Source organism: Massilia genomosp. 1, from assembly GCF_011682185.1.
Lineage (GTDB): Bacteria > Pseudomonadota > Gammaproteobacteria > Burkholderiales > Burkholderiaceae_D > Telluria_A > Telluria_A rubra.
In genome coordinates this window covers 1-12344 of record NZ_WHJF01000073.1, presented here as the reverse complement: position 1 = coordinate 12344, position 12344 = coordinate 1, and the positions used below count along the sequence as shown (strand labels likewise).

Genomic DNA, 12344 nt, shown 5'->3' with positions numbered 1-12344 from the left:
ATTTAACCCCATCGGCGCAGATGGTGCGTTTCATTGGTCATGCCGGCACGCCCGGCCAACCGGAGACCACCATCTTGAACCGACCTCTCGTCCTGGCGCTGCTGTGCTTCGCCAGCAGCGCCGCGCATGCCCTTGCCCCAGCCGATTACGTGCGCCACAATATCGAGCCGCCGGCCGCCACGCTCGACGCCTGGCGCCAGCGCAAAAACGCGGAAGCGCTTGACAACGACACGCAGCGCCGCGACCGCCTGGAGCGGGTGATCGCCAATTTCGCGCAGCGCACGGTGTGGTGGAACACGACCTTGCCGCGTCCCGCGTCCAAGGCGCCCGGTCCGGTCGTCGTCAACGGGATACAGATCGTGACAGCGCCGAGAACATGGCTGCCGGCACACTATACATGCCACCTGCCGGCAGTCGTGCCGGACGCGCCGGGAGACAATGATCCGACCACGCGCCCGATGCAAGCGCACGCAGAACAGCCGCCTCCGGTCAGCCTGGCGTCATGGACCCCTGACGCTCCCTACCTCGCCCGTCTGCGCCAGATGGACCCCGCCGACGTGTATGCCGCCTGTCTCGGACAGAAGCAGGAATACGCCAACAACAGTGGATTCTTCCTCGATGCCGCCGACATCCTGTTCGACAAAGGCCGCCGCGACCTGGCGTTGCGGGTGTTGTCGAACCTGGCCGAAATGGCTCATGAGGACCGCGCGCTGATGCGCCTCCTCGGCTACCGCCTGATGCAAGCCGGCGAGCCGGCGCTGGCCGTGCCGGTATTGCGCAAGGTGCTGCAACTGGCCGGGGACGAACCGCTATCCTACCGCGACCTGGGGCTTGCGCTGGCGGCGAACGGCGAAACCCAGGAAGCGGTCGACATCTTGTACCAGGTGGTCGAACGCCCGTGGCATCCACGCTTTCCGGAGATCGGGAACATCGTGCTGGCCGACATGAACGCCATCATCGCCGCCGCCAACAAGCCGCTCGACCTGCGCCGCATCGATCCGCGCCTGCGCGCCAACCTGCCGCTCGACCTGCGCGTGGTGCTGACCTGGGATGCCGACAACAGCGACATCGACCTGCGAATCACCGCGCCGGACGATGAAAACGCAAAGTCGCTGGAAGATCCGGCGCGCTACGGTGCTCGCATGTCGCACAACATCACCGGCGGCTACGGACCCGAGGAATACTCGCTGCGCCGCGCCGCGCCGGGAAAATATCGCATCCACGCCAGCTATCTTGCCGACGGCCGGCAAGTGCTGCCAGGGCCGACCAGCGTGCAGGTCAAGGTAATGAGCCATTTTGGCACGCCGCGCCAGAAGGAGCAGTCGGTCACCTTGCGCATGAAGGGACGCGGCCAAACGGTATTGGTGGGCGAATTCGAGGTCTAGCCCTGAACAAGGTCAGGGCTTGATCGCGGCGATCCGGTCGCGCGTTGCGGCCGGTACCGGATAATCGGGATAGGCGGCGCGGAACCTGGCCCATTCGGCCAGCGCGTCCTTGTCCAGCTTCGCCTTGAGCATGGCGTCGATCACCGCCAGCCAGTCGAGCGCGCGCTTGTCATGGGCATCGAACGGGCTCGCCTTCGACAGCTCCCGGTCGCCCTTCGACTCAGGCCCCGCCACGCGCGCGCGCGCCGGGCGCGCGGCCGGCGCCGCCGCCCTCGCGTCGTCGGCAACCGGTTCGGCGGGAGGCGCCGCCACCCTCACCGGCGCTGGCGCCGGAGCCGGAGCCGCCACCGGTTCAGGCGCCCGCGCTGAAGCCACTGGCGGCGGCGACTGCATCTCGGGAACCGGGTTGTCGCTGTTGTACCCTTGAGACGACTGCTTCGAATCCTTCTGCTTCAACGCCTCCACCGGCAGCGTGCTTTCGGCAGCCGTGCGTTTGATCGACGAGCCGGTGATTTCAACGCGCTGGAATTCTTGCGATGGCGGTGCGGCGGCCATCTGCACCGGCGCTGGCGAAGGCGGCGCCGCCTTCATGACAGGGGCCGGCGCGGGCGCCGGAGACGCCTCCACGCTGGCCGGAGCAGGCGCCGAAGGCGCTGGCACATCCATCGCCACCGGCGGCGCGGGCCGCTCCATGTCGAGCGTCACGTTTGCCACAACCTGCGGCGCTTGCGCCGTCGGCGCGGCGGCCATTCCACCTTCCATGCCCCCCCCGCCGCCGCTGCCCTGGTAAAGCTGGTGCCCCAGCACGCCGGCCAGCACCCCCGCCGCAATCCCGGCCGGAATGCGCCAGCGCCGCCCCAGGCCGGGCGCCAGCCGTGGCGGCGCGCCTTCGATGACGGCGTCATTGGCCGCCGCCGGCCGCGCCGCCTGCGCCGCCCTGGCCTCCTGCTCCAGGCCCGCCTTGACATACCCCAGGATGGCGGCATCGAGCTTGGGACTGGACGCCGGCTGGGTCAATCCTTGCAGACGGCGCGACAGATCGTCTTCCCCACGCAGGAAGGCGTCGAATTGTTCGTCGCTCATGTCATCGTTGTCCACTCAGGCTCCCTTCGCGCAGTTTGCGCATGGCGTAGCGCAAACGGCTCTTGACCGTCTCCACCGGTGCTGCCACCACGGCGGCGATGTCTTCGAGGCTCATGCCGCAAAACTGTTGCAGCACCAGCGCCTCTTTCTGCTCGCTCGGCAGGCCCGCCAGCGCTTCATGCAGGCTGTCCTTGCGCTGCTTGTGTTCGAGCGCCACATCCGGCGAGACCACATCCTGCGCCGCATCGGCCAGCGAGTCAAATACGTCGCGGCCATCCGTGCCGCTGCCCATCTCGGCCGCCAACAGCGGTTGCTGCTGGCGCAGCAGGTCGAGCAGGCGGTTGCGGGCGATCTGGAACAGGTAGGTGCGAAAGGCCGCGTCGGGCTGATAGCGGCTGCGCGCATGGTGCAGCTTGATCCAGCTGTCCTGCACGATCTCGTCGACCCAGTCCGCGCGCGGCGAGCGCCAGGCGACGAAGCGGTACAAGCCCGCATGGTGACGGCGATAGAGCTCCTCGAAGGCGACCAGGTCGCCATCGCGGTAGCGCAGCATGAGCTGCTCGTCTGGTAGGGTGGCGGGCATGTGCCGCCATTGTATGGCTTGCCCTGTGAATACGCAAATGGCGCGGCTGGTCGGCCGCGCCATGTGCCAGGGGATTAGCGCGCTTACTGCCAGCCGCCGCCCAGGGAGCGGATCAGCGCCACGGTGGTCACCGCGCGGTCGCCCCGCAGCTGGACCGCGTTGCGTTCGACCGCCGCCAGGTTGCGCTGGGAGTCGAGCAGGTCCAGGTAGCTCGAGCGCCCGGCGTTGTACAGCTTTTGCGCCAGGTCGGCCGAACGGCGCGCCGACACCACGGCCGCGTCGATCTGCTCGGTCTGGCCGGCCAGGATGCGCAGGCCGGCCAGGTTGTCTTCGACTTCGGCAAACGCCACCAGCACGTTCTGGCGGTAGCTCGCCACCGACTCTTCCAGCACCGCTTCGCTGCGCGCGATGTTGGCCTTGTTGCGGCCACCATCGATCAGCGGCATCGACAACAGCGCGCCCAGCACCCACGAACGCGCGCTCCAGTTGAACAGGTTGCCGCCGCTGCCCGATTCGGTGCCAAGGCCGCCGGTCAGGCTGAGCGACGGGTACATGGCCGTTTTCGCCACGCCGATGCGCGCATTCGCGGCGATCATCGCGCGCTGGGCGGCGGTGATGTCGGGACGGCGCTCCAGCAGGGCCGACGGCAAGCCGGCCGGAATGCTAGGGAGCAGCGCCGACTCCACCAGCGGGTTGACGCCGGCGCTGAACATGGCCGCCGGTTTACCGAGCAGCACGGCCAGTGCGTGCTCGAACTGTACACGCTGGCGTTGCAGGCCGATCGCCTCGGCGCGCACGGTCGACAGTTCGGTCCTGGCGCGGGCCAGGTCGAATTCGCCGATGTCGCCATTGTCGTAGCGGCTCTGGTTCACTTTCACGCTCTGGGTGCGCAGGTCGACCGTGCGCGCCAGGGTGGCCAGTTCGGCGTCCGTTTCGCGCAGCTTGAAGTAAGTCTGCGCCACGTCGGCCTGCAAGGCCAGCAGCACCGACTTGTAGGTCGCTTCGCTGGCCGCCGCATCGGCATTGGCCGCGCTGACATTGGCCGCCACGCGGCCGAACAGATCGAGCTCGTAGCTGGCCGTCAGCCTGGCCTGGTACACATTGCCGGGGGCGACCGACGCGTCGTCGGCCAGAGCGCGCGAGACGCCCGAGGTGCGGCTGCGCTGCGCGCCCATGCCGGCGCCGACCTGGGGCGAGCGGTCCGCTTGCGAGATGCCGGCCAGCGCCCTGGCCTGCTTGACGCGCGCGGCCGCCACCGCCAGGCTGGCGTTGGCGTCGGTCGCCTCCTTGATCAGCGCTGTCAGGTTGGCGTCGTTAAACGCCAGCCACCACTCGCCGCGCGCCTGCCCTTCGGCCGGCTGCGCCACTTTCCAGCGGGTGCCGTCGGCCGCCTGCAACGGCTCGGACGACTCCTTGAAGGCGGACGGCATGTCGAGCGCCGGCGCTTTCAGTTGCGGGATGCTGGAACAGGCCACCAGCAGCAGCGCCGCCAGCAAGGGCGACATGCGCCTCATGATGGTTCTCTTCATATCAGTCATTACACTGCTCCTTCCAGATGCGCGGGCACTGCCACGCTTGATTTCTTTTCCAGCTTCTTGGCGAAGGTACGCAGCAGCACGTAGAACACCGGCGTGAGGAACAGGCCGAAGAAGGTCACGCCCAGCATGCCGCCGAACACCGCCACGCCCATCGCATGGCGCATTTCGGCGCCGGCGCCGCTCGAGAACACCAGTGGCACCACGCCCATGATGAACGCGATCGACGTCATCAGGATCGGACGCAGGCGCAGGCGGCACGATTCCAGCGCCGCTTCGACAATGGTGCGGCCGTGGTCTTCGAGTTCGCGGGCGAATTCGACGATCAGGATCGCATTTTTCGACGCCAGTCCCACCAGCACGAACAGCGCGATCTGGGTGAAGATGTTGTTGTCGCCACCGGTCAGCTTGACGCCGACCAGGGCGCACAGGATCGACATCGGCACGATCAGGATCACCGCCAGCGGCAGGGTCCAGCTTTCGTACTGCGCCGCGAGCACCAGGAACACCAGCAGTACGCACAGCGGGAAGACCAGCACCATCGTGTTACCCGACAAAATCTCCTGGTAGGTCAGTTCGGTCCATTCGTACGACACGCCTTTTGGCAGCGTTTCGGCGGCGATCTTTTCCAGCGCGGCCTGGGCCTGGCCGGACGAGACTCCAGGAGCCGGGCCGCCGTTCATGTCGGCCGATACGTAGGCGTTGTAGCGCTGCACGCGGTCCGGGCCATAGGTATCCTTGATGCGCATCAGCGACGACAGCGGAATCATCTCGCCCTTGTCGTTGCGGACCTTGAGCTGGGCGATCTGGTCGGCGTGCGAGCGGAATGGCGCATCGGCCTGCACGCGCACCTGGTAGGTACGGCCAAACTGGTTAAAGTCGTTCACGTACAGCGAGCCGAGGTTGATCTGCAAGGTCTGGTAGATGGTCGTCAGCGGCACGCCAAGCTGCTTGGCCTTGACCTTGTCGACGTCGGCGAACAGTTGCGGCACGTTGATCTGGAAGCTGGAGAACACGCCAGCCAGCTGCGGGTTCTGCCAGGCTTTCATCTGCATCGCCTGGGTCGCCTTGTACAACTCGTCGTAACCGACGTTGCCGCGATCCTCGATCATCATCTTGAAGCCGCCCACGGTGCCAAGGCCGTTGACCGGCGGTGGCGGGAACACCATGATGAAGGCATCCTGGATGGCGCCCAGGCGTTTGTTCACCTCGGCCGCGATCTCGGGACCGGACATGCCCTTGCCGGTGCGCTGCTCGAACGACTTAAGCGTGACGAACACGATGCCGGCGTTAGGCGCATTGGTAAAGTCGTTGATCGACAAGCCAGGGAAGGCAATCGACGATTCCACGCCCGGCACCTTGGCCACGATGTCGGACATCTGGCGGATCACGGCGTCGGTGCGGTTCAGCGAAGCCGCGTCGGGCAATTGGGCAAAACCGACCAGGTACTGCTTGTCCTGGGCCGGCACGAAGCCGCTCGGCACCGCCTTGAACATGAACACGGCGGCCACGGCCAGCACGGCGTACACCATCAGTGAAATGCCCTTGCGTTTCAGGACCACGTGTACGCCGCCTTCATACTTGGTCGATGCGCGCCCGAAGAAGCGGTTGAACCAGGCGAAGAAACGGCCGAACAGCTTGTCCATCACGCGCGTCAGTCCATCTTTCGGCGCATGGTGGGGTTTCAGCAAGGCGGCGGCCAGGGCCGGCGACAGGGTCAGCGAGCTGAATGCCGAAATCACGGTCGAAATGGCGATCGTCAGCGCGAACTGGCGATAGAACTGGCCCGACAAGCCGGCCACGAAGGCGATCGGCACGAACACGGCGCACAGCACCAGGGCGATGGCGATGATCGGACCGCTCACCTCTTTCATCGCCTGCACGGTGGCGTCGCGCGGGCTCAAACCGGCTTCGATATTGCGTTCCACGTTTTCCACCACCACGATGGCGTCATCGACCACGATACCGATGGCCAGCACAAGGCCGAACAGGGACAGCGTGTTGATCGAAAAGCCGAAGCCCAGCATCACCGCAAAGGTGCCGATGATCGATACCGGCACGGCCAAGAGCGGAATGATCGATGCGCGCCAGGTTTGCAGGAAGATGATCACCACCAGCACCACCAGGGCCACCGCTTCGAGCAGGGTGTGGATGACGGACTTGATCGATGCGCGCACGAACTGGGTCGGATCGTACTCCACGCTGAAGTCGACGCCTTCCGGGAAGTCTTTCTTCAGTTCCGCCATTTTGGCGCGCACGTCGGACGACAGTTGCAAGGCGTTCGCACCCGGCGCTTCGAAAATACCGATGGCGGCGGCCGACTTGTTGTTGAGCAGCGCGCGCAGGGAGTAGGAGTTCGATCCCAGCTCGATCCGCGCCACATCCTTGAGATGGGTAATGGCGCCGTCGGCGCCGGTGCGCACGATGATGTCGCCGAACTCCTCGATCGACGTCAGGCGGCCCTGGGTATTGACGGTCAGCTGGAACTCCGCGCCTTTCGACGGCGAAGCGCCGATCACGCCGGCGGCGACCTGCACGTTTTGCTCGCGCACCGCGGCCACCACGTCGGACGCGGTCATGCCGCGCGCCGCCACCTTCTGCGGATCGAGCCAGATGCGCATGGCGTAGTCGCCGGCGCCGAACAGCTGGGTGTCGCCCATGCCCGGGATACGCGCCAGCTGGTCCTTCACGTTGAGCACCGCGTAGTTGCGCAGGTAGACGTCGTCATAACGGCCGGTCGGCGACAACAGGTGGACCACCATGGTCAGGTTGGGCGAGCTTTTGACCGCCGTCACGCCGATCTGGCGCACTTCTTCGGGCAGGCGCGGCAAGGCGCGCTGGATGCGGTTCTGCACCTGCGACTCGGCCTGCTCGACGTTGGTGCCGACCTTGAACGTCACGGTCAGCATCAGCGAGCCGTCCGAGGTGTTCTGCGACGACATGTACAGCATGTTTTCGACGCCGTTGATCTGCTCTTCCAGCGGGGCGGCGACGGTTTCGGCGATCACTTTCGGGTTCGCGCCGGGATACTGGGCGCGCACCACCACCGATGGCGGCACCACGTCGGGATATTCGGAGATCGGCAATGCAAAAATCGACAGCAGGCCGGCCACGAATATGATGATCGACAGGACGGCCGCGAAAATCGGCCGGTCGATGAAAAATCGTGAAAAGTTCATGTGAGTTATTCCTTGGTTTTAGCCGATGCGTCGGCAACCTTGACTTCTTTTTTGGTGTTCGCGACGTCCGCGTCCGGGACGTTGGCGTCGTCGGCCTTCGCTTGCGGCGCCTTGCTGTCCTGGTCCATCGCCACGATCTGCGCCGTTACCAAGGCGCCCGGCTGGACGCGCTGCAAGCCGTTGATGACGATTTTTTCGCCCGGCTTGACGCCGCTGCGCACCACGCGCAGGCCGTCCACGCTCGGCCCCAGGACCACGGCGCGGTATTCGGCGCGGCTGTCGGCGCCGATCACATACACGAACTTGCGGTTCTGGTCGGTGCCGACGGCGCGGTCGTTGATCAGGATCGTCTTGGCCTGGGCGCCGTCGCCGCCGCCCAGTTGCACCCGTGCGAACAGGCCCGGAACGAGCGTGTTGTCGGTGTTGTCGAACATGGCGCGCATGCGCACGCTGCCGGTGGCCGAGTCGAGCCGGTTGTCGATGAATTCGAGCTTGCCTTCGTGCGGGAAGCCGCTTTCATTCGCCAGGCCGATCTTGACCGGCACCGTGCTGCCCTTCTGGGCCACGCGGCCGACCCGCAGGTAGGTGTCTTCGTCGCCGTCGAAGGTTGCGTAGATCGGATTACTCGATACCACCGAGGTCAGGATCACGGCGCCATCGACCAGGTTGCCGGTGGTGACTTCCGCCTTCGAGACGCGCCCGCCGATCGGCGCATGCACATTGGTGTAGCTCAGGTTCAGGCGCGCCGCTTCGAGCGAAGCCTGGGCCGCGCGCACGTTCGCGTCAAGTTCCTTCAGGCCCGATGCCTTTTCGTCGAACTCGCGCTGGGCGATCGCCTTGTCGCCCAGCAGGCGCTCGGCGCGGGCCAGTTCCAGCTTGGCCAGGTCGGCGCGCGCGCGGGCCGAACTGACGGCCGCTTCGGCGCGGTTGGCTTCGGCCTGGTACGGGCGCGGGTCGATCACGAACAGCACGTCGCCTTTCTTGACGACGCTGCCCGGCTTGAAGTTGACCGAGGTGATAAAGCCGTTCACGCGCGCCCGGATGTCGACCCGGTCGACCGCTTCCAGGCGGCCCGAAAATTCCTGGGTCTCGTTGACCGAACGCGCGATCACGGTGGCGGCGGTGACCGGCGGGCCGGCGGGAGCGGCCGGCTGGGCCTTGCTGCTCGCTTCTTCACACCCCGCCAGCGACAGGGCCGCCAGTCCCGCCAAGGCCATCGCGGCCGCGAGCGGGCGGGCGAAGCTCATTAATCGATTAGTGGTTTTCATTTTTTTCCTCTTATTGATGAAAATGTTTAATAAATCAGCCGGATAGACGACGAAAGACGAGCTGTGCTGTTTCAAAAGGCGAAAAGGGTCCGTACGCTGCGCCGAGGGTTTCTCAGCGCAGCTGCACGGGGGTAACTGGTGGTGTGACGAGTAATGCGCTAATTCAGGATGGCGCCGTATCGAGGCCATGTAAAAAATTGCCGATTTCATGCAGCGCCACGGCCCTGCAGGCGCACTCGTTGCGCGCGGCCGTGTCGTCCAGGGGCGCGGCCGCCATGCGCTTGACCGTGGTGGTCACGCCGCAGGTGGCCAGCTTGGCGCCGTATTGTTCGGCCTCGTCGCGCAATGGATCGTCTTCGGCGGACAGGATCAGCGCGGGCGGCAGGTTTTTCAGGCGGCTCGATTGCAGCGGCGACGCATACGGGTGGGTGCGGTCGGCCGCATTCGGCAGGTAGCCCCGGTAGCTGGCGGCGCATTGGACGGCCACCCCGGCCAGGGCGGCGTCGTGCGGAATGGCGCGCATCGAACAGGTGGACAGGCCCGGGTCGAGCATCGGCATGATCAGGATCTGGCCGACCAGCGCCGGCCCGCCGCGGTCGCGCGCCATCAGCGTACACACGGCGGCCAGGTTGGCGCCGGCCTCGATGCCCGCCACCAGCAGGCGCTTGCCGCTCCATCCCAGCTTGGCCTTGTGCTTCTTGGACCAGGCCAGCACCGCGTGCGCATCTTCGGCGGCGGCGGGAAACGGGCGCTCGGTGGCCAGGGTGTAGCGCGACGCCAGCACCAGGTGCTGGGTCGAGCAACTGGCCAGGTGGCGCAGGAACTCGTCCGCCTCATCGAGGTCGCCGCCGATAAAGCCGCCGCTGTGGAAGAACACGATCAAGCCATCTTTTTTGGCGCCGGCGTCGCCGCCGGAATACAGGCGCGCAGCCAGCGGGCCTTCGGCCCCCGCAACCTCGAGGTCGCGGATCTTCAGCTGCACCGGCGCGTCCTGGGAGCTCATTGCGGCTCCGCCAACTCGTCGTCCGCACAGGCCAGCAGGGACGTGCCGAACAGGTCATGTGCAAGTGCGTCAAAACCGACGCTTTCCGCACTCGCGGCCTGCGGGAACTGGTCGGACAAGGCGGTACCGGTCAACGTCAGCATCGCCATCGCGAGTGTCACGATCATCATGATTGCTTTTTGATAACGCATAAGAACAGCCCTTCCTTCCCATTGTCCCGACATCTTTTGATGCAGTACGGCCACTTTAAACTTGATCTACAATCTGATAAAGAGGGCAAGAGCGAATTGATTGTTCAGAATTCTGAACAATACGGAGGAATATGAATAAATTACAAGCAATGGAAGTGTTTGTTCAGGTGGTTGACGCCGGCGGCTTTACGCGCGCGGCCGAGAACATGCAGCTTCCCAAGGCCACCGTGTCGACCCTGGTGCAGGCGCTCGAACTGGCGCTCGAAGTCAAGCTGCTGCACCGCACCACGCGGCATGTGAGCGTGACCGCCGACGGCGCTGCCTATTATGAACGCTGCCTGCGCATCCTGTCGGATGTGCGCGAGGCCGAAGAATCGCTCTCGCGCAATCGCGCCAATCCGAGCGGACGGCTGCGCGTCGATGTCTCGAGCGGCTTCGCCAACGACATCCTGCTGCCGGCCTTGTCCGACTTTTTCGATCGCTATCCCGACATCCGGCTCGACCTCGGTATCGGCGACCGCCCGGTTGACCTGATCGAAGAAGGTGTCGATTGCGCCATCCGGGGCGGCAACCTGCCCGATTCGGCGCTGATCGCGCGCCGCGTGGGCGTGCTCAATTTTGTCACCTGCGCCACGCCGGGCTACCTGGACCGGTACGGACGGCCCACCCATCCGCACGACCTGGCCAGCCACCGCTGCGTCAACTACTTCTCCACCAAGACCGGCAAGATCTTCGACTGGGATTTCATCCGGGGCGATGAAGTAATCACCATCGCCGCGCCGGCCTGCCTGGCCGTGAACGACTCCACCGCCTATATGACCGCCGGAATGCAGGGGCTCGGGCTGATGCAGATGTCGAGCTTCATGGTGGACCAGATGGTCGCCGTCGGCAAGCTCGAAATCGTGCTGCCCGACTGGAGCAGCACGCCGATGCCGGTGAACGTGGTATATCCCCAAAATCGCCACCTGTCGGCCAAGGTGCGCGTGTTCGTCGAATGGGTCGCCGACCTGTTCCTCACCCACCCGCACCTGCAACTGCCAAGGTCCTGATATGCACAACATCGTCTTCCTCGACCGCGACAGCCTGATGGCCGACGTGCGGCGTCCCGCATTCGAACACGCCTGGCGCGACTACGGCGCCACCAGCGCCGGCCAGGTGCCCGAACGCCTGCGCGGCGCCACCATTGCGATCACCAACAAGGTGCCGCTGCGCGCGGCCGAGATTGCGCAACTGCCGGCGTTGCAGATGGTGGCCGTCGCCGCCACCGGCGCCAACAACGTCGATCTCGACGCCTGCCGCGCGCGCGGGATCGTGGTATCGAATATCCGCAATTATTCGCTGGCGTCGGTGCCGGAGCATTGCCTGAGCCTCATTCTGGCGCTGCGCCGCAACCTGAAGGCGTATGGCGCCGCCGTCGACGCCGGCCGCTGGCAGGCCTCAAACCAGTTTTGCCTGCTCGATCACCCGATAGCCGACCTGGCCGGCAGCCGGCTCGGCATCGTCGGCTACGGCGCGCTGGGCAAGCAAGTGGCGGCGCTCGGGCGCGCGTTCGGCATGCGCGTCTGCGTGGTTTCGCGCTCGCCGGTAGACGACGCCGATGTCGACGTCGTGACGCTGGCCGAACTGCTGGCCACGTCCGACGTGGTCAGCCTGCACCTGCCCTTGAGCGCGCAGACCACGAACATCATCGGTGTACGCGAACTGGCCAGCATGAAGCGCAGCGCCTTGTTGATCAACACCGCGCGCGGCGGCCTGGTGGACGAAGCGGCGCTGGCACAGGCGCTGGCCGATGGCGTGATCGGCGGCGCCGGCTTCGATGTGTTGAGCCAGGAGCCGCCCTTGCCCGGCAATCCGCTGCTGGCGCTGCGCCTGCCCAACTTCATCCTGACGCCGCACGTGGCCTGGGCCAGCGCCGGCGCCATGCAGACCCTGGCCGATATGCTGATCGATAACCTCGAAGCGTTCGAGGCGGGCAAGCCGCAGAACGCGCTCTAGCCTGAATGTTGCACAAACCACCGCCGCAGCGCCGCTTTTCCGATGCAGGACCTTTTCAACTTGAATCGGAATGTCGCGGGCGATAGCGTCCCTACCCAATTGAACGGGACAGTCAATGAAGC

At 65.6% G+C, this 12344-nt stretch carries 10 protein-coding genes; 3 read left to right on the top strand and 7 right to left on the bottom strand.

All coding sequences use genetic code 11. From position 1 onward, the window contains the following. The first annotated feature begins 74 nt into the window (after positions 1 to 74). Entirely contained in the window at positions 75 to 1385 is a 1311-nt protein-coding gene (locus tag F1735_RS23085; protein WP_167239105.1) for a DUF2135 domain-containing protein, read from the top strand. Between the two features lie 12 nt (positions 1386 to 1397). Here the strand turns inward: F1735_RS23085 and F1735_RS23080 are convergent, their stop codons facing one another. The 7 genes from F1735_RS23080 to F1735_RS23050 all read right to left on the bottom strand — a co-directional run bounded on the left by F1735_RS23080 (position 1398) and on the right by F1735_RS23050 (position 10227). Next, positions 1398 to 2483, bottom strand: coding sequence for a hypothetical protein (locus tag F1735_RS23080; protein ID WP_167239104.1), 1086 nt, complete (start codon positions 2481 to 2483; stop codon positions 1398 to 1400). Then, a complete protein-coding gene (locus tag F1735_RS23075; RefSeq protein WP_229505916.1) occupies positions 2470 to 3051 on the bottom strand; it encodes a sigma-70 family RNA polymerase sigma factor in 582 nt (193 codons plus the stop codon). The genes F1735_RS23080 and F1735_RS23075 overlap by 14 nt, the downstream gene beginning before the upstream one ends. An 83-nt stretch (positions 3052 to 3134) precedes the next feature. Continuing rightward, positions 3135 to 4580: an efflux transporter outer membrane subunit gene (locus F1735_RS23070; protein WP_167239123.1), complete on the bottom strand. Its 1446-nt coding sequence runs from the start codon at positions 4578 to 4580 to the stop codon at positions 3135 to 3137. 8 nt (positions 4581 to 4588) lie between these two features. Continuing rightward, the gene (locus F1735_RS23065; RefSeq protein ID WP_167239103.1) at positions 4589 to 7765 is read right to left on the bottom strand and encodes an efflux RND transporter permease subunit; all 3177 of its coding nucleotides are present in this window, start codon (positions 7763 to 7765) and stop codon (positions 4589 to 4591) included. A 5-nt stretch (positions 7766 to 7770) separates the two neighbouring features. Beyond that, positions 7771 to 9033 carry an efflux RND transporter periplasmic adaptor subunit gene (locus tag F1735_RS23060; protein ID WP_167239102.1) on the bottom strand — a complete coding sequence of 421 codons (1263 nt, stop codon included), beginning with the start codon at positions 9031 to 9033 and terminating at the stop codon, positions 7771 to 7773. Between the two features lie 163 nt (positions 9034 to 9196). Beyond that, positions 9197 to 10036 carry an alpha/beta hydrolase gene (locus tag F1735_RS23055; RefSeq protein WP_167239101.1) on the bottom strand — a complete coding sequence of 280 codons (840 nt, stop codon included), beginning with the start codon at positions 10034 to 10036 and terminating at the stop codon, positions 9197 to 9199. Beyond that, positions 10033 to 10227: a hypothetical protein gene (locus F1735_RS23050; RefSeq protein WP_166884526.1), complete on the bottom strand. Its 195-nt coding sequence runs from the start codon at positions 10225 to 10227 to the stop codon at positions 10033 to 10035. The genes F1735_RS23055 and F1735_RS23050 overlap by 4 nt, the downstream gene beginning before the upstream one ends. Before the next feature lie 131 nt (positions 10228 to 10358). Here F1735_RS23050 and F1735_RS23045 point away from each other — a divergent pair, with 131 nt between their 5' ends. Both F1735_RS23045 and F1735_RS23040 read left to right on the top strand, forming a co-directional pair. Then, entirely contained in the window at positions 10359 to 11276 is a 918-nt protein-coding gene (locus F1735_RS23045) for a LysR family transcriptional regulator (RefSeq protein WP_167239100.1), read from the top strand. A gap of 1 nt (position 11277) precedes the next feature. Further along, complete coding sequence (locus F1735_RS23040; protein WP_167239099.1) at positions 11278 to 12222, top strand: D-2-hydroxyacid dehydrogenase; 945 nt, start codon at positions 11278 to 11280, stop codon at positions 12220 to 12222. The last annotated feature ends 122 nt before the right edge of the window (positions 12223 to 12344 follow it).